The sequence below is a fragment of the Streptomyces sp. JLBT605 genome (assembly GCF_058215555.1).
In genome coordinates, this window is sequence record NZ_CM177087.1 from 3479578 (window position 1) to 3497949 (window position 18372).

Annotated in this window: 13 protein-coding genes; 8 read left to right on the forward strand and 5 right to left on the reverse strand. The window is 69.8% G+C overall.

The features are described from left to right. Positions 1-369 precede the first annotated feature (369 nt). Positions 370-3879: a M28 family peptidase gene (locus AC4BDD_RS15065; RefSeq protein ID WP_490691516.1), complete on the forward strand. Its 3510-nt coding sequence runs from the start codon at positions 370-372 to the stop codon at positions 3877-3879. Positions 3880-3977: 98 nt separating this feature from the next. On the opposite strand, the gene AC4BDD_RS15070 is transcribed toward AC4BDD_RS15065, so the two are convergent. Further along, a complete protein-coding gene (locus tag AC4BDD_RS15070; protein ID WP_490691517.1) occupies positions 3978-4769 on the reverse strand; it encodes a flavodoxin family protein in 792 nt (263 codons plus the stop codon). A gap of 195 nt (positions 4770-4964) precedes the next feature. On the opposite strand from AC4BDD_RS15070, the gene AC4BDD_RS15075 reads away from it, so the two are divergent. Continuing rightward, positions 4965-5723 (forward strand): PP2C family protein-serine/threonine phosphatase, encoded by a 759-nt coding sequence (locus AC4BDD_RS15075; RefSeq protein WP_490691518.1) that lies wholly within the window; start codon positions 4965-4967, stop codon positions 5721-5723. A 10-nt stretch (positions 5724-5733) separates the two neighbouring features. Here the strand turns inward: AC4BDD_RS15075 and AC4BDD_RS15080 are convergent, their stop codons facing one another. Both AC4BDD_RS15080 and AC4BDD_RS15085 read right to left on the reverse strand, forming a co-directional pair. Then, positions 5734-6024 carry a DUF397 domain-containing protein gene (locus tag AC4BDD_RS15080; RefSeq protein WP_490691519.1) on the reverse strand — a complete coding sequence of 97 codons (291 nt, stop codon included), beginning with the start codon at positions 6022-6024 and terminating at the stop codon, positions 5734-5736. Further along, positions 6003-6851, reverse strand: coding sequence for a Scr1 family TA system antitoxin-like transcriptional regulator (locus AC4BDD_RS15085; protein ID WP_490691520.1), 849 nt, complete (start codon positions 6849-6851; stop codon positions 6003-6005). The genes AC4BDD_RS15080 and AC4BDD_RS15085 overlap by 22 nt, the downstream gene beginning before the upstream one ends. Before the next feature lie 124 nt (positions 6852-6975). On the opposite strand from AC4BDD_RS15085, the gene AC4BDD_RS15090 reads away from it, so the two are divergent. The 5 genes from AC4BDD_RS15090 to AC4BDD_RS15110 all read left to right on the forward strand — a co-directional run bounded on the left by AC4BDD_RS15090 (position 6976) and on the right by AC4BDD_RS15110 (position 15606). After that, a complete protein-coding gene (locus tag AC4BDD_RS15090; RefSeq protein WP_490691521.1) occupies positions 6976-7176 on the forward strand; it encodes a hypothetical protein in 201 nt (66 codons plus the stop codon). Positions 7177-7187: 11 nt separating this feature from the next. Further along, positions 7188-8528, forward strand: coding sequence for a type III PLP-dependent enzyme domain-containing protein (locus AC4BDD_RS15095; RefSeq protein ID WP_490691522.1), 1341 nt, complete (start codon positions 7188-7190; stop codon positions 8526-8528). 99 nt (positions 8529-8627) lie between these two features. Then, complete coding sequence (locus AC4BDD_RS15100) at positions 8628-10529, forward strand: APC family permease (RefSeq protein WP_490691523.1); 1902 nt, start codon at positions 8628-8630, stop codon at positions 10527-10529. A gap of 122 nt (positions 10530-10651) precedes the next feature. Continuing rightward, positions 10652-15265, forward strand: a complete 4614-nt coding sequence (locus tag AC4BDD_RS15105) for an RHS repeat-associated core domain-containing protein (RefSeq protein WP_490691524.1) — start codon at positions 10652-10654, stop codon at positions 15263-15265. After that, on the forward strand, positions 15262-15606 hold the full coding sequence (locus tag AC4BDD_RS15110) for a hypothetical protein (RefSeq protein ID WP_490691525.1): 345 nt from the start codon (positions 15262-15264) through the stop codon (positions 15604-15606). The genes AC4BDD_RS15105 and AC4BDD_RS15110 overlap by 4 nt, the downstream gene beginning before the upstream one ends. A 93-nt stretch (positions 15607-15699) precedes the next feature. Here the strand turns inward: AC4BDD_RS15110 and AC4BDD_RS15115 are convergent, their stop codons facing one another. Both AC4BDD_RS15115 and AC4BDD_RS15120 read right to left on the reverse strand, forming a co-directional pair. Then, positions 15700-16065 (reverse strand): PH domain-containing protein, encoded by a 366-nt coding sequence (locus AC4BDD_RS15115; RefSeq protein WP_490691526.1) that lies wholly within the window; start codon positions 16063-16065, stop codon positions 15700-15702. Positions 16066-16151: 86 nt separating this feature from the next. Next, positions 16152-16430: a hypothetical protein gene (locus tag AC4BDD_RS15120; RefSeq protein ID WP_490691527.1), complete on the reverse strand. Its 279-nt coding sequence runs from the start codon at positions 16428-16430 to the stop codon at positions 16152-16154. Between the two features lie 469 nt (positions 16431-16899). Between AC4BDD_RS15120 and AC4BDD_RS15125 the strand changes: the two genes are divergently transcribed. After that, entirely contained in the window at positions 16900-18321 is a 1422-nt protein-coding gene (locus AC4BDD_RS15125; RefSeq protein ID WP_490691528.1) for a family 2B encapsulin nanocompartment shell protein, read from the forward strand. Positions 18322-18372: the final 51 nt, after the last annotated feature.

An 18372-nucleotide genomic window follows, 5' to 3' on the forward strand; every position in this document is an offset into this window, starting at 1 on the left:
CCCCCAGGCTCCGCCCGGGGGCCCAGGACGGGCTGGAAATGTCACCCGATTCCACCCACGACGTGACGGCCAGTGACCCACCACCAGCCATTCATGAGCGAATATCGGTCAGCTGTTGCCGGATTTCGACAAACAACTGACCGAGCCTCCTTCTCCATTGACGCCATGGATGCCGGGATGTCACTGTTCGGCCGCTTGAGTCATGGACATGTCTACGTATCGCCGAAGTGCGGCCCGGACTGCTCCGGGATCGGCGACAGCGCACGGCATCACCCCTGACCCGGGTGTTCCTCCCGTTCAACAGTTCCGTAGATCACGCGAGTTCGCCCACTCGCGAACTTGCGACTCCTCACACCCCCACAAGGAGCCATGGTGCTACGAAGATTCACGGTGGCCGGCCTCTCCCTGGCCGTCACCCTGGGAGCGGCCGCGCTGCCTGTGCTGTCGGCCTCCGCCGCGCCCCGAGCGGACGCGGCCGCCAAGCCCGGCAAGCCCACCCCGGCCGCCCGCGCGATATCCGCCGCCGACAAGGCGGCCGTCAGCGGCCTGGACGCGCTGGCCAAGGGCCCTTACGAGCGTTACGACCGCCAGATGGTCACCCCCTGGGTGAACGGCCTGTACTCGGTCGCGTACGAGCGCACCTACCGCGGCCTGCCGGTCGTCGGCGGTGACGCGGTCGTCCTCGCGGACGGCAAGGGCAGGGTCCGCGCCACCCGGTCGGCGACCCAGGCCCGGATCAACGTCCCGACCAAGGCCAGGATCAGCTCCGCGGCGGCGAAGAAGACCAGCCGCGCGCAGCTGAAGAAGGTCACCAAGACGGACTCGCACCGCCTGGTCGTCAAGATCAAGGACGGCAAGGCCCGGCTGGCCTGGGAGACCGTGCTCACCGGGGCCACCGCCAAGGCCCCCAGCCACCTGCACGTCTGGGTGGACGCCAAGACCGGCAAGGTCCTGGACACCTACGACGACGTGCGGGCGGGCAGTGGCACCAGCAAGTGGAACGGGCCGAACCCGCTCACCATCGACACCACCGCCTCCGGCGGCCAGTACCAGCTCAAGGACCCGAACCGCTCGGGGCTGAGCTGCGCCGACTACAGCTCCGGCTCGATCATGACCAAGTCGAGCGACAACTGGGGCACCGGCAATCCCACCAGTAAGGAAACGGGCTGCGTCGACGCGATGTTCGCGGCCCAGAAGCAGTGGGACATGCTCAAGAACTGGCTGGGCCGCAACGGCCACGACGGCAACGGCGGCAGCTGGCAGACGCGGGTCGGCCTCAACGACCTCAACGCCTACTGGGACGGCTCGCGGATCACCATCGGCCACAACCAGGCCAACGAGTGGATCGCCGGCCTCGACGTCGTGGCCCATGAATACGGCCACGGTATCGACCAGTTCACCCCCGGTGGCGCCGACAACGAGAACGGCCTGGGCGAGGGCACCGGTGACATCTTCGGCGCGCTGACCGAGGCGTACGCCAACGAGCCGGCGCCGTACGACACCCCGGGCGACTACCTCGTCGGCGAGATGATCAACCTCACCGGCAACGGGCCGATCCGCAACATGTACGACCCGTCCAAGCTCCAGGACCCCAACTGCTACTCCTCCTCGATCCCGAACACCGAGGTGCACGCGGCAGCCGGTCCGCTCAACCACTGGTTCTACCTGCTCTCCGAGGGCTCCAACCCCGGCGGCGGCAAGCCGACCAGCCCGACCTGCAACAACTCCACGGTCACCGGCGTCGGCGTGCAGAACGCGGGCAAGATCTTCTACGGCGGCATGCTGCTGAAGACCAGCGGCATGACGTACAAGAGGTACCGCACCACCACGCTGACCGCGGCGAAGAACCTCGACTCCACCTGCAACCTGTTCAACAAGACCAAGGCCGCCTGGGACGCCATCAGCGTGCCCGCGCAGTCCGGTGACCCGACCTGCACCGGCTCTCCGGCCAGTGACTTCTCGATGGCGATCAGCCCGGCCTCGGGCAGCGTCAACCCCGGCTCCTCGGCCACCGCGACGGTCTCCACCAGCACCACCAGCGGCAGCGCCCAGACGGTGAACCTCACCGCCTCCGGTGCCCCGTCGGGCGTCACCGTCTCCTTCAGCCCGGCCTCTGTGACCTCGGGCAACAGCTCCACCATGACGGTCGCCACCACCGCGAGCGCCGCGCCCGGCACCTACACCATCACCGTCACCGGGACCGGCTCCACCACGCACACCGCGCAGTACACCCTGACCATCGGCGGGTCCACCCCCGGCGGCGACGCCCCGGACATCGACGTGGCCAAGGTCCAGGCGCACCTGACCGAGCTCAACGCGATCGCCTCGCGCAACGGCGGCAACCGCAGGTCGACCAGCCAGGGCTACCGGGACTCGGTCGCCTATGTGAAGGGCAAGCTCCAGGCGGCGGGCTACACCGTCACCGAGCAGGCGTGCACCTCCGGCTGCACCAGCGGCGCCGGCCCCAACCTGATCGCCGAGTGGCCCAAGGGCGACGCCAACAAGGTCTACATGTTCGGCTCGCACCTGGACAGCGTCGGCGCGGGCCCGGGCATCAACGACAACGGCTCCGGCTCGGCGGCACTGCTGGAGACCGCGCTCACCCTGGCGCAGAAGAACCCGAACATGGTGAACCGGGTCCGCTTCGGCTGGTGGACCGACGAGGAGCAGGGCCTCAACGGCTCCGACTTCTACGCCAGGTCCCTCAGCTCCACCCAGCGGTCGCAGATCAAGGCGTACTACAACTTCGACATGATCGCCTCGACCAACGGCGGTTACTTCATCAACCACATCACCTCCACGGCCGCCCAGCCGATGAAGGCGTACTGGGACTCGCTGAACCTCCAGCCCGAGGAGAACACCGAGGGCGCGGGCCGCTCGGACGACTACTCCTTCGAGCAGGTCGGCATCCCGACCTCCGGTTACGCGATGGGCGCCAGCGCCCGCAAGACCTCGGCGCAGGCGACCAAGTGGGGCGGCACCGCCGGTGCGGCGTACGACCCCTGCTACCACCAGTCCTGTGACACCACCAGCAACATCAACGCCACCGGCCTGAACCGCAGCGTCGACGGCATCGCCTACACCCTGTGGAAGCAGGCGGTCGGCGGCACCGCCCCGGCCAACGACTTCTCCCTGGCGACCAGCCCGACCGCGGGCAGCGTCGACCCGGGCGGGTCCGCCACCAGCACCGTCTCCACGGCCACCACCAGCGGGAACGCGCAGACCGTGAACCTCACGGCCTCCGGTGCCCCGGCCGGTGTCACCGTCTCCTTCAGCCCGTCGTCGGTGACCTCGGGCAACAGCTCCACCATGACGGTCGCGACCACCTCCAGCGCCGCGCCCGGCACGTACACCATCACGGTGACGGGCACCGGCACGGTCGCCCACACCACCACCTACACCCTGACCGTGAAGGGTTCCGGGGGCTGCACCGGCAGCCAGCTGATCACCAACGGCGGCTTCGAGAGCGGCACCTCGCCGTGGACCGGGGACACCGGGACGATCGGCGCGCACAGCGGTCAGGCGGCGCACAGCGGCACCCGTTTCGCCTGGCTGGCCGGGTACGGCTCCAGCAAGACCGAGACGATCAACCAGACGGTGACGGTGCCGACCGGCTGCGCCAAGGCCACGCTCACCTACTGGCTGCACATCGACACCGATGAGACCGAGGACGTCGCGTACGACTCCTTCAAGGTCAAGGTCGACTCCACCACCCTCAGCACGCTGGACAACACCGACGCGGCGAGCGGCTACACCCAGCGCACGCTGGACCTGAGCGCCTACGCCGGGAAGCAGATCACGCTGACCTTCACGGCCACCGAGGACGCCAGCCTGCAGACCAGCTTCGTCGTGGACGACGCGGAGCTGCGGACCAGCTGATCGAGGAATCTCCACCCGAGGAATCTCCACCCAGCTGACCGGGGGCGGGACGCGCAGGCGTCCCGCCCCCTTCCGCATGCCTGCTGACGCAGGCGGTGTCAGCGGTGTTCGGGGTTGGGGAAGTCGTACCGGCACCCCGCGTCCCACGCCGAGCGCTGGTTGCCGTACGCGGGGATGCCACCGGCCCGCTTCAGCAGCGCCGCCAGATGCATCAGGTTCCAGCTCATGAAGGATGTGTTGCGGTTGGTGAAGTCGTTCTCCGGGCCGCCGGAGCCCGGATCGAGATAGGACGGCCCCGGCCCCGCCTCGCCGATCCATCCGGCGTCCGCCTGCGGCGGGATGGTGTAGCCCAGGTGCTGGAGGCTGTAGAGGACGTTCATCGCGCAGTGCTTGACGCCGTCCTCGTTCCCGGTGATCAGACAGCCGCCGGTGCGCCCGTAGTACGCGTACTGCCCCTGGTCGTTGAGGAGGCTGGAGCAGGCGTAGAGCCGCTCGATGACCCGCTTCATCACCGAGCTGTTGTCGCCGAGCCAGATCGGGCCGCACAGCACCAGGATGTCGGCGTCCATCACCCGCTCGTACAGCTGCGGCCAGGCGTCGGACTGCCAGCCGTGCTCGGTCATGTCCGGCCAGACCCCGGTGGCGATGTCATGGTCCACCGCCCGGATCAGCTCGGTGCGCACCCCCTGGGCGTCCATCACCGCCCGGCTCCGCTCGATCAGCCCGTCGGTGTTGCTCAGCTCCGGGCTGGGCTTGAGCGTGCAGTTGACGAACAGCGCGCGCAGGTCGTCGAAGCGGGGGGCGCCGTCCGGGTGGGCGGCGGGGGCGGTGGCCGTGGTGTCGGAAGCCGTGCTGTCGGGGGCGGGCGTGCCGGGAGCGGGGGAGGCCATGGGAGTCCTGGGAGTCCTTCCGTGCGGGCGACGGGTCACGTGCGACGCGTCCTCCCATGATTGCCCGGTTCGCCCCGTTATCGCGGGAGGTCGAGCGCCTCGGCGACCAGTCGGCGTACCGGCCGTACCGCCGGTCCGAGCGGCACAATGGAGGGGAGGGGGCCGTCGCGCGCCGGACCTCCGGGAGGCACCCCAATGCCGTATGTAGCCGTGAGTGCGCTGAGCCATACCGGGCTGATCCGCGAGCACAACGAGGACAGCCTGGTCGTCGGGCCGTGGACGCTGTGCGGCACGGTGACCGAGAACCCGCAGACCCTGCTCTTCCCGCTCGGCACCCCGCTCGTCGTCGCGGTGGCCGACGGGCTCGGCGGGCAGCCGGCCGGGGAGGTCGCCAGTGCCCTCGTCGTCCGGCAGCTCGCCACGCTGGGGCCGTCGCTGGACAGCGAGGAGATGGTCCGCGACGCGGTGGAGGTCTGCAATCACTCGGTGTACGCGGCGTCCGACGGCGAACCGGAGCTGTTCACCATGGGGACGACGGTCGCCGGCGCCGTCCTGCTGCCGGACACCCTGCTCACCTTCAATGTCGGCGACAGCAGGGTGCTGGAGGTGCTGGACGCCGGCCGTGACGGTGGGGAGACGATCCGCAAGCTCAGCGTCGACGACAACCCGCCGTTGGCGCCGGGGCAGCGCACGACCTCCGTGGTCACCCAGACGCTCGGCGGCAGCCCCACCTTCACCGCGGTCACGCCGCATGTGGCGTCCTCCGCGCTCGCGGTCGGCAGCCGCTATGTCGTCTGCACGGATGGTCTCACCGACCCGGTGCCGGACGAGGAGCTCGGCGATCTGCTGCGCGTCCATGACGACGGCCGGGCCGCGTTCGAGCTGTGGAAGGCGGCCATCGAGGCGGGCGGCCCGGACAACATCACCCTCGCGGTGGTCCGCGTCGGCGACTAGGGGCTAGGGGCTAGTCGCGGAACTCGCCCGCCTTGACGCCCGCTATGAACGCCGCCCAGGCCGGGGCGGGGAAGAGGAGGGCGGGGCCGTCAGGGTCCTTGCTGTCACGGACGGGGACGATGCCGGGGAGGTTGTCGGCGACCTCGATGCACATGCCACCGTCGTCGTTGCTGTGGCTGCTCTTGCGCCAGCGGGCGGCGCCGGGGAAGGCTTCGGCGACCTCGACGCACTCGCCGCCGTCGATGTTGCTGTAGCTGCTCTTGCGCCACACAGCAGAGCTCAGGTCGGGGGTGGTTCGCATGGCGTCCAGTCCTCCATTACCGCTCGAATCATCGCCTCCGAGGCGCGAGGCGACAGGGCCATGGCCCTGAGTAGATCGTAGTTCTCCCTGCGCTCCGCCACTTCGTCCCGATCCTCCAGGACTCTTCCGAAGCGACTGCCTTCCAGATAGGCAATCGGCGGTTGGTCCGGCACCGTGTAGAGAGTCAGCGAACCGCCGAGGGCCGGGTGCTCGCCCTCGGAGAAGGGCAGTACTTGGAGGTTTATGTGTGGCGTTGTCCCCCGCTCGATCAGGGACAGCAACTGGTGGCGCATCACCTCCAGCCCACCCACAGGGCGGCGTAGCACGGCCTCATCGAGGACGAACCAGCAGTGCGGTGGTTTGGGGGAGCTGAACCGCTCCTGCCGGTCCATCCGCGCTTGCACCATTGCTTCGATCTCCGCGTCCGGAGCGTATGGGCGCCCGCAGCGCAGCAACCGCTCAGCGTATGACGCGGTTTGAAGCAGGCCAGGAACGGTGGCGGACATGTACTGCTCGATGACAGTCGCCTGGCTCTCGATCTCCATCACCCGCCGGTACTTCTTCGGGAACGGCTCCTTCTTCGCCGCGTCGTGCAGGCGGGCGAACAACCCGTCCGTCCCGAAGCACGCGTCCAGCTTCCCCGGCAGGTCGTCGTACGGCAGCGAGTCCGCCGCCTCGTACCGTGCCAGTTGCGACTTGCTGTACTTCAGCACCTCGGACAGGCGCCGCAGCGACATCCCCGCCTTCTCGCGGTGGTGGCGCATTTCCGCCCCGAAGAGATCGCGTACCGAACGGTGCGGCGTGAGGTCTTTCGGCTGGAAGGTCATCGGCCCATCCCTCCCTGTCCCAACTCCGAACCAGGGGACAGCTCTTACCTGGTGAGCCTACGCCTGGCGTCGTCACGATGGGGGCACTCAGAGTGATCGGCCACTCGTAAGAGGAGCTCATGACGTGTTCGACCGTATCGCCCGTGCCTTCGGGCAACCACGCGAGCCGCTGATGACCCTGCGGGTCTACCGGGTCAGCCCCGAGGGTGTGGTGACCGAGGAGCGCGCGAAGGTGGAGATCATGCCCGGCGACCACCTGCCGCCGATAATGTCCCACGTCTTTCCGCCCTGCGCCTGCCCCCGCTGTCGGCGGGGCGAACAGTAGGCTTCCCTGGTGTGACGGACACTCAGGCGGCCGGACGACGTCGCGAACTGATCCTGCGCGCGGCCGTGCGGGAGGGCCTGCTCGATCCCGACTCCGCGGTGCTGGCCGGGTTCGTCGACCTCGACGGCGTCGCGGCGAGTGTCGCGGCGCTGCACAACGCCTTCCCCGCCTCGCTCCCCGTGCTGCACACCTTCGCGGCCAAGGCGAACTGTCTGGTGCCGGTGTTGGCGGAGCTGCGTGCGCTCGGCATGGGCTGCGAGGTGGCGAGCTCGGGGGAGCTGGCCCAGGCGCTGGCGGCGGGCTTCCCGCCCGAGCGCATCGTCTTCGACTCCCCGGCCAAGACTCGCGGCGAACTGGTCCGCGCCCTGGAGCTGGGCATCGCGGTGAACGCGGACAACTTCCAGGAGCTCGCGCGGATCGACGCCATCCTGGCCGACCGGCCCTCCGCGTCCCGCCTGGGGTTGCGGATCAACCCGCAGGTGGGTCTCGGCTGGATCGTGGAGATGTCCACCGCCGGCGCGTCCTCGAAGTTCGGCATCGCCCTGGAGGACGAGGGGATGGCCGAGCGGCTGCTGCGTGCCTACCGGGACCGGCCCTGGCTGACCTGGGTGCATGTCCATGTCGGCTCGCAGGGGTGCCCGCTGGAGCTGATCGCCCAGGGCATCGCCAAGGCCGTGGACTTCGCGGAGACGGTCAACGCCGGGCTGGGCCGGCGCCAGATCACCGGCATCGACATCGGTGGCGGGCTGCCGGTGGACTTCACCGGCGACGGCGCGGACCCCGGCTTCGCCGCGTACGTGGAGCGGCTGCGGATCCACGCACCGGCCCTGTTCAGCGGCGACTACCAGGTCGTCACGGAGTTCGGGCGCTCGCTGCTCGCCAAGAACGGCTTCATCGCCGCCTATGTCGAGTACACCAAGAAGGCAGGGTCGCGCCCGATCGCGATCACCCACGCCGGGGCCCAGGTCGCCGCCCGGACGGTCTTCATGCCGGACGCCTGGCCGCTGCGGATCACCGCGCACGGCCCCAGCGGCGCGCCCAAGGCCGGGGAGCCGGTGGAGCAGGACATCGCCGGGCCCTGCTGTTTCGCCGGGGACCTGGTCGCCCGGGAGCGCCCGCTGCCGCTGCTGGAGCCCGGCGACATCGTCACCCTCCTGGACACCGGCGCGTACTACTTCTCCACCCCCTTCCACTACAACAGCCTGTCCGAGCCCGCGGTGCACGGCGTGCGCGTCGACCCGGCCGGAGAGGTGCGTTTCGAGCTGCTGCGCCCCGCCCAGAGCGTCGAGGAACTCCTCGACCGGTCAGGGGGCCGGTCAGGGGGACGATCAGGGAGCGTCAAGGACGCGTAAGGGAATCGCCGTTCCGCGCCAAGAACGCGCCAGCGTCGGGCGGGTTCGAGCGGACTCCGGCAGACGCTGAGCGGACCGATCCGAAGGAGTCCGCCGCAGATGTCCACCCCTACCACCGAGACCGACGCCGCCCCCTCCGCAGAGGAACCCCCGGATACCGACGGCACCGCCACCCTGGCGCCCGGCGCCGAGCACACCGCCGGGCCCGCCGCTCCCGACGGGGGCGACCGCCACAAGCTCACCGCGCTCACCGGCCTCGCCGCCCTCTCCCTCGACGCCATGGCCTCGGTGGCGTACGGGCCGGAGGCGATCGTGCTGGTGCTGGCCGCGGCCGGGGCGCACGGGCTCGGCTTCACCCTCCCGGTCACGGTGGCGATCGCGGCGCTGCTCGCGGTGCTGGTCGCCTCCTACCGGCAGGTGATCGCCGCCTTCCCGGACGGCGGCGGCTCCTACGCGGTCGCCAAGGCGCACCTGGGCCGGCGCACCAGCCTGGTGGCGGCCGCCTCCCTCGTCCTGGACTACGTCCTCAACGTCGCCGTCGCGGTGACCGCCGGGGTCGCCGCCCTCACCTCGGCCTTCCCGGGGCTGTACGACGACCGGCTGTGGCTCTGTCTGGGCGTGCTCGTCCTGATCACCGCGGTCAATCTGCGCGGCATCGCCGAGTCGGCGCGCGTCTTCATCCTCCCCACCGCGGTCTTCATCGTCTCGATCCTCGCCCTGGTGGTGGTCGGCCTCCTCCGCGACGGTCCGGTCTCCACCGAGGCGGCCTCCGGCCACGCCTCGGTCATGGCCGACAACGCCACCACCGTCGGCGCCCTGCTGCTGCTGAAGGCGTTCGCCGCCGGCTGCTCGGCGCTCACCGGCGTCGAGGCCATCGCCAACGCCGTCCCCTCCTTCCGTACCCCCGCCGTCAGGCGTGCCCAGCACGCCGAGATCGCGCTCGGCGCCCTGCTCGGCCTGATGCTCATCGGGCTGTCCGTGCTGATCTCCCGCTTCGGGCTCCAGCCGGTCGAGGGCGTCACCGTGCTCGCCCAGCTCGCCGACGCCTCCTTCGGCCACAACCTCGCCTTCTACGTCGTCCAGTTCGCCACCGTCGTGCTGCTGGCGCTGTCGGCGAACACCTCCTTCGGCGGCCTGCCGGTGCTGCTGAAGCTGCTGGCCCGCGACAACTACCTGCCGCATGTCTTCGCGCTGAAGGCCGACCGCCAGGTCCACCGGCACGGCGTGCTGGCGCTCGCCGCCGTCTCCGCGGTGCTGCTGGTCTTCTCCGGCGGCGACACCAACACCCTCGTCCCGCTCTTCGCGATCGGCGTCTTCGTCGGCTTCACCATCGCCCAGACCGGCCTGGTCCTGCGCTGGTGCGGCGAGCGCGGCCCCCGCTGGCGGGGGAAGGCGGCGCTCAACGGGCTGGGCGCGCTGCTCACCGGCGTCAGCGCGGTCGTCGTCACCGCCACCAAGTTCCACGACGGCGCCTGGCTGATCGTCCTGGCCCTGCCGCTGCTCGTCGCCGGCTTCGAGTGCGTCCACCGCGCCTACGCCCGGATCGGCGAGCGCCTGGGGCTGGGCCGCATCCCCGAACCCCCGCGCCGGGACCGCTCCCTGGTCGTGGTGCCGGTCTCCTCGCTGTCCCGGCTCACCAGCGAGGCCCTGACCGCGGCGGTCTCCCTCGGCGAGGAGGTGCACGCGGTGACGGTCTGCCACGCGGACGCCGAGGACCGTGCCGCGACCGACGCCCTGGCCCGCGACTGGGCGCTGTGGAACCCCGGCGTCCCGCTCGTTCCCATCCCCTCGCAGCGCCGCACCCTCGGCCGCCCGATCGCCGCCTACGTCCGCAAGCTCGCCGCCGCCGAACCGGGGCTGCGGATCACCGTGCTCATCCCCGAGGTCGAACCCGCCCGCATGTGGCAGCGGCTGCTCCAGAACCAGCGCGGCACCGTCGTGGCCCACGCCGTCCGCCGCGACACCGACGCCGTCATCTGCCGGCTCCGCTTCCGCCTGTAGCGACTGCCCTGATGCGCGGTGCCCCGTCGAATTGCCGGCCAGGTCGGTGAAACCGCTGGTCAGCCGAGTGGCGTCTTCTCCTATAGTGACTGGCTGATTTTCGTCCAGCATCGGGGGAGTTCATGGGGCGGCCGACGGATTGGCATGTGCTGGATCTGGACAAGGATCCGGTGCCAGGGGATCCGGAGCGGGTGCGGCAACTGGCCAAGAAGCTGGACGACTTCGCCACCGATGTGGGTGAGGCGCTGCGGCTGATCAAGGGGATGGCCGGGGATGACGCGCTGCTGAAGTGGGCGGGGAAGGCCGCGGACGCGTTCACCGATGAGTTCAAGGACGTCCCCAAGAACCTGAAGAAGCTGCAGAAGTCCTATGACCTGGCGGGTGACGCGCTCTCCACGTACTGGCCGAAGTTGCAGCAGGCGCAGGGCGACGCGGATCGTGCGCTGGAGAAGGGGCGGCAGGCGCGGTCGGATCTGAAGTCGGCGCATTCGCGGCTGGAGACGGCCAACGCCTGGGTGGACCGGGCCAACAAGAAGTCCAAGGAGTATCAGGACAACAAAGACAAGAAGGACGTCCCGCAGCCGGACGAGAAGGACGTGCGGGCTGCCACCCGTAACGCCCAGGACGCCAAGTCATCCCAAACGTCGGCGCAGACGGCGGTGGACAACGCGCAGAGCGCGCTGGACGCGGCGAAGAAGATGGCCGAAGACGCCAGGAAGCTGCGTGAGGACGCGGCCTCGGACTGCAAGAAGAAGCTGGACGACGCCTCCGACGCCGGTATCCAGAACCGCTCCTGGTGGGAGGACGCGGTCGACTGGGTCTCCGACCACTGGGACGACATCGTCAAGATCTGCAAGGTCGTCGTCGCCGTCCTCGGCGTCATCGTGATGATCATCGGCGGCCCGCTGGCCTGGATCGTCCTCGCGGCGGCGCTCGTCGTCCTCGCCGACACCCTCTACAAATACGCCAACGGGCAAGCGACGCTCCTCGACGTCGCCTTCGCCGCCTTGGACTGCATACCCGGCATGAAGGGCCTGACCACCCTCGGCGGACTCGCCAAGGGGATCAAGGCCCTGGGCAAGGGCGGCCTGAAGGGCATGGCCATGGGGCTCAAGGGCATGGGCACCCGCATGCAGGGCCTGGGCCGGCAGATGAAGAACCTCTTCACCTGCGGCGACCCGATCGACATGGCCACCGGCCAGATGGTGATGTCCGTGCCGGACGTCTCACTCCCCGGTGTCCTGCCCCTCGTCGTGGCGCGTGGTCATCGCACCGGCGTGAAGGCTGGGCGCTGGTTCGGGGCGGGGTGGACCTCCACCCTCGACCAGCGGCTCCTGATCGACAAGGAGGGCATCCGGTTCATCGCCGACGACGGCACCGTGCTGTACTACGCCGTACCGGAAGCCGACGAGCCGATGATGCCGGTGGTGGGCCCCAACTGGCCGCTGAGCTGGGACGGCACCCCGAACGGCGAGATCAGGGTGTGGCAGCCGGAGAGCGGCACAACGCTGCGTTTCCAGGGGACAGCGGGCGGGCGCAACGCCGAACTGCCGCTGGTCGGCATCGAGGACCGCAACGGCAACACCCTTGACATCCGGTATTCCACCGACGGCTCCCCTGCGGAGCTGGTCCACCACGGCGGCTACCGCGTCGGCGTCACCACCGCATCGGGCCGCGTCACCGCGCTCACGCTGCTCAGTGCGCCCGAGCAGCCGCGCCTGGTGACGTACGAGTACGACGAGCAGGGCCGCCTCACCGGCGTGGCGGACTCCTCCGGGGTGCCCCAGTGCTACAGCTGGGACGACCGGCAACGGATCACCGGCTGGCGCAGCAGGCACGGCGACTGGTACCGCTACGAGTACGACGACGCGAACCGCTGTGTCCGCACCGGCGGCGCCGACGGCGTCCTCGCCTACACGTACACGTACGACGAGGACACCCGCACCACCGTCGCCACGGACTCCCTCGGCCACTCCCTCACCTACCGCTTCGACGAGAGCTACCGCCCGCTCACCGAGACCGACCCGCTCGGCCACACCACCACGCGTGAGTGGGACGACCGCGGACGTCTGGTGGCGCTCACCGACCCGCTCGGTCGTACGACGCGCTTCAGCCATGACGCGGCGGGCAACGTCACCGAGACCGTGCGCCCGGACGGCGGCGTCATCACCACCGAGTACAACGACCTGCATCTCGTCACCAAGGTCACGCAGCCGGATGGGAGGTCCTGGGAGTCGGCCTATGACGAGCGCGGCAACCGCGTGGCCGTCGTCGACCCGGTCGGCGCCACCACGTCCTTCACCTTCGACGAGCGCGGCGGTCTCACCGGCATCACGGACCCGCTCGGACAACGGCAGCAGACGATCGTCAACGACACCGCGGGGCTCGTCGTCGGCACCGGTGGCCCGCTCGGCGACCGCCGGTCCTTCGTACGCGACGCTTTCGGCCGCATCACCGAACTCACCGACACCTTCGGTGCCGTCACCCGGGTCGGCTGGACCACCGAGGGCCAGATCGCGTGGCGCGAGCTGCCCAACGGCACCGTCGAGCGCTGGTCGTACGACGTCGAGGGCAACCCGCTCGAGTTCCGCTCCACGACCGGCCGCCACACCCGTTACGAGAACACGCACTTCGACCTCTGCTCCGTGCGAGAGGACGCGGACGGTACGCGGGAGGAGTTCGTCTACGACACCGAGCTGCGGCTGCGGAGTGTCACCAACGCGGCCGGGCAGACATGGAGCTACACCTACGACCCAGTGGGCCGCCTGACCTCCGAGACGGACTTCAACGGCCGCACCCTGACCTACCGCTACGACGCCGCGGGCCAACTGGTCGAGCGGACCAACGGTGCCGGCGAGGTCACGACCTTCCGCCACGACCTGCTCGGCAACGTCGTCGCGATGGAAGCCGACGGCACGACCACGATGTATGCGTACGACGCGCTGGGCCGCATGGTGCGGGCGCGCAACGCGGACGTCGACCTCGGCATCGAGCACGACGCCGTGGGCCGGGTCGTCGCGGAGAGCTGGAACGGGCACGAGGTCCGTTCCGCATACGACGCGGCCGGGCGCAGGACGGCGCGCACAACGCCGGGTGGTGCCGTCACGCGCTGGAGGTACGACTCGGCCGGTCGGTCGCTCACCCAGCGCATGGGGCAGCACGATCTCACCTTCCGGTACGACGTCGCGGGACGCGAGATCGAGCGGGTGCTGGGCGAGGCGACGCGCCTGACGCACGAGCGGGACGCGGACCTGCTCCGCACGACGCAGCGGCTCGTGGCGCCCGACGGCACCGTCCGCCAGCGCGCCTACCAGCACCGTCCCGACGGCGCGCTCACCTCGGTCACCGACTCCCAGCACGGTGAGCGGACCTTCGCCTACGACCGCGCCGGGCGGGTCACCGCAGTGCAGGGCGGCGGCCGTGACGAGAGGTACGCGTACGACGCGCTCGGCAACCTCATGGACTTCGCCACCTCGGCGCCGGTCCCCGCCGAGGACGCGGGCCCGGGCGAGCGCTCGTACTCCGGCTCGCTGATCGACCGCGCGGGCCGCACCTTCTACCGGCACGACCGTCAGGGCCGTGTGGTGCGGCGGGTCACGAAGTTGCTGTCGGGTGGGCGGCGCGAGTGGCACTACACCTGGAACGCGGAGGACCAGCTCACCGACGTCCGCACCCCGGACGGCCGCCACTGGCGCTATCTCTACGACCCGCTGGGGCGGCGCGTGGCGAAGCAACTGCTCGGCGCGGACGGCGAGACCGTCGTGGAGCAGGTGTGGTTCTTCTGGGACGGCGACCAGCTGGCCGAGCAGTGGGACGGGTCGGTCAGTACGTCCTGGGACTGGGACGGGGACCGTCCGGTACCGGTCGGGCAGCGGGTGCGCCGGATCGGCGCCGATGCCTCGCAGGAGGAGATCGACGAGCGCTTCTACGCGATCGTCACGGACCTCATCGGGACGCCGACGGAGCTGGTGGACACGGCAGGCGAGGTCGTCTGGTCGGCCGGGTCGCCGACGCTGTGGGGCCTGCCGGCGGCCGGACCGTCCAGTTCCGGCTCTGGCCCCGGTTCCGTGGATTGCCCGCTGCGCTTCCCCGGCCAGTACTACGACGCCGAGACCGGCCTCCACTACAACCACCATCGCTATTACGAGCCGGGCACCGCGCGCTATCTGAGCCCGGACCCGCTGGGCCGGACACCGGCACCGAACCACTACGCGTACGTGCCGAATCCGCTCCAGTGGACCGACCCGCTGGGCCTGAAGGCCCCGTGCATGGTGGACCTTTACCACGGCACCTTCGGAAAGGCCGCGGACAATATCCTGGCGGACGGGGTCAGCACGACATTCAGTACGCGCAAGATGGACTTCGGAAAGGGTGGCTTCTATGTCACCAACGACCCGAAGCAGGCCCTCGACTGGGCGAAGATACAGGCCAAGAAGAAGAACGACCTGCCCGCCGTCATCCACTTCCGAGTGCCCAAGGCCGAGCTGGACAAGCTGGGCAGTAAGGTATTCCATGGCCCGGGCGACGATGTGGCCGATTTCATCAAGCACCACCGCAAGGGCGGAGCCATGCACAACTACGAATTGGTCGAGGGTCCCATGCTGAGGAACCTCGATGGATTCCTGAAGGAAGGCAAACCGCCCGTTCTCAACGGCCATCAGATCGCCGTCTTCGGCGGCCGCGCGGAGCGCCTCTTCACTGATTCCCTCCACCGAGTTCTGGGACCTGGACGATGATGACCGAAGAATTTCTGGCACGCCTCGACGAGGAAATGCTCAACTACTTCCGCAAGATGACGCGGGAGATGGTCGAGCGGTTCGGGATCTCCCGCGCCGAGGCGGTGGCGAGGATCAACGAGAGGTACGCCGGGGAAGAGATTCTCTCGGGGGACCTGATGGGCCACGAGATGCCCGAGTACTGGGTGTACGGCCTCTACTACCGCCCCGACGAGCAGGGACGGCTTCCGTCCGGCGACGAGGAGGACGACGCGGAGTTCGACTTCTCCGCCCTGGAGGTCATTCCGGCTCCTCCCCAGGACTCCCCCGCCTGGACCCTCGAGAAGGAGGGCGACGGCTGACGGGTCACACCCGCGTATGCAAAGCGGGCGGCCCGGGTCTTGTTCGTTGCCCCGGGCCGCCCGCCTGCGGCCGCGCTCAGCGCGCCGTGATGCTCAGCGCGCCACGAACTGGGTGAGGATCGCCTGCACCTCGTAGATGTCCACGCCCTTGGTGAAGGTCTTCTCGACCGGCACCGAGTTGCCGGAGATCCAGATCTTCAGCTCGGCGTCGAGGTCGAAGGTGCCGGCGGTCTCCACCGCGAAGTGCGTGATGCTCTTGTAGGGGATGGAGTGGTACTCCACCTTCTTGCCGGTTATCCCCTGCTTGTCGACGAGGACGAGCCGGCGGTCGGTGAACAGGATGGTGTCGCGCACCAGCTGGTAGGCCGCGTGAACCTGCTCGCCCTGGCCCAGCAGCCGCTCGTAGTCCCGCTGCGCCGCGACCGGATCAACCGTGTGCGCGTTTCCGAACAGTCCCATGGCAGGCCCCCCAGGTGTCGAGATTGCACGTAATGGACGTTGCACGATCTCCCGCACTGTACGACACCCGCCGGACACCCCCTGGGCTAGAGCCCGATGAGCCACGCGAAGGGCGGCAGCTCGGCGGCGCGGCAGTACACGTCCACCGCCCATGGCGCCAGAGCCGCCATCGGGTGCAGCCGGGCACCGTCCAGACTGGCGAGCTGCCGGGCGCTGTGCTGGACGCAGCCGGTGAGCTCCGTGCCGTCCGCGGCTATCACCGTGGCCGCGGTGGGCGGCCCCTCGCACGGCGTCGGATCCTTCTCGTCCGCCGCCTCACATCGCGGAGCCGCATCCGAACTCGCCCTGAAACCCCCGTTGTTCACCCCGTCGCCTCCCTGGCCGAATCACGCCCCTGGAATACCTCCTAGGGAGTGCCCGCCCCATGTCGCATGTACGGCCGGTTGATGGATCGATGTCCAGGTCTTTGCCGCGCGTTGCCCTCACCAGTCCCACCCGTTTCGCGCAACCCCACCTGTCACAAAACGGCCTGGGCACGAAGCATTTCCGCCGTCTTCGGGGAGCGCGCCGCCGCCGCCCCGGGCCCGCCTGCCGCACCCCTCGGGTCGGGGCGAGGGAAGCGTCACGGGACCAATGGGTGCAGAGGTGCACAAGAGGCCGGAGGGGTGACGGTGGAAGACATGGCGCAAATGCGCTGTGTGCGCATTCGGTCACCCTCGACCGAGATCATTACGCGCTGATTCACTGGCGCGCCGGAGTTCCCGGGACGGCCGGTCGGCGCCGTCCGGCGACTCCCATGGCCCCCACCCACCCCCGAGGGAAGAGGACCTTTCCATGCCCACCGGATTGACGCCGGAACAGCCGCAGCAGCCGGAGCGGTCCGCGGGACACGCGCAGCTCAGCCTGGGGATCGCGGCCGCGCGGAATCTGGCGACCACCACCAAGTCGCTGCCGCAGATGCAGGGCATCAGCTCGCGCTGGCTGCTGCGGACGCTCCCGTGGGTGGAGGTGCGCGGCGGCGCCTACCGGGTCAACCGGCGCCTGGCCTACGCGGTCGGCGACGGGCGGGTGACCTTCGTGCAGCACGGTGCCGAGGTCAGGGTCATCCCCGCGGAACTCGGCGAACTCCCGCTGCTGCGCGGGTTCGACGACGTCGAGGTGCTGCGCTCGCTGGCCGAGCGGTTCCAGCAGCGGGAGTACGAACCCGGTGAGGTGCTGGCGGAAGCCGGACGCCCGACCGACCACGTCTTCCTGATCGCGCACGGCAAGGTGGAGCGGATCGGGACGGGCAAGTACGGCGAGGAGGCCCGGCTGGGCGCGCTCGCCGACGGCGGGTTCTTCGGCGGCCAGGTGGTGGCGGAAGCGCCCGGGGAGTGGGAGTTCACCGCCCGCGCGGTCACCACGACCACGGTGCTGGCGCTACCGCGGGCGGCCTATGAGGAGGTGGCCGGGCGCAGCGCGCTGCTTCGGGCGCACGTCCAGCGGCGGCAGGCCGAGGGGGAGCAGCCGCGGAACAAGCGCGGGGAGGCCGACATCGCGATCGCCTCCGGCCACGAGGGCGAGCCGGTGCTGCCGGGCACCTTCGTGGACTACGAGGCCGACCCCCGCGAATACGAGCTGAGCGTGGCGCAGACCGTGCTGCGGGTGCACAGCCGGGTCGCCGACCTCTACAACGAGCCGATGGACCAGGTCGAGCAGCAACTGCGGCTGACCATCGAGGCGCTGCGCGAGCGCCAGGAGTACGAGCTGGTCAACAACCGCGAGTTCGGGCTGCTGCACAATGCCGACTACTCCCAGCGCATCCAGACCCGCTCCGGCCCGCCCACCCCCGACGACCTGGACGAGCTGCTGAGCATGCGGCGCTCGACCAGGGCCTTCTTCGCCCACCCCCGCGCCATCGCCGCCTTCGGCCGCGAGTGCAACAAGCGCGGCATCTACTTCGACAGCGCCGACCTGGGCGGCCACCGCATCCCGGCCTGGCGGGGCGTGCCGATCCTCCCGTGCGGCAAGCTCCCCGTCTCGGAGAACGGCGTCTCCTCGATCCTCGCGATGCGCACCGGCGAGGAGGACGGGGGTGTGATCGGGCTGCGCCAGACCGGCATCCCCGACGAGTACGAGCCGGGCCTCAACGTCCGCTTCATGGGCATCAACGACCAGGCGATCATCTCCTACCTGGTCAGCACCTACTACTCGGCCGCCGTGCTGGTCCCCGACGCCCTCGGCGTCCTGGAGAACGTCGAGGTCTCCCGCTACTGAGGACTGCCGCGGGCTTCCCCTCTTCCGTCGGATTCCCCCTCCCGCCACCCC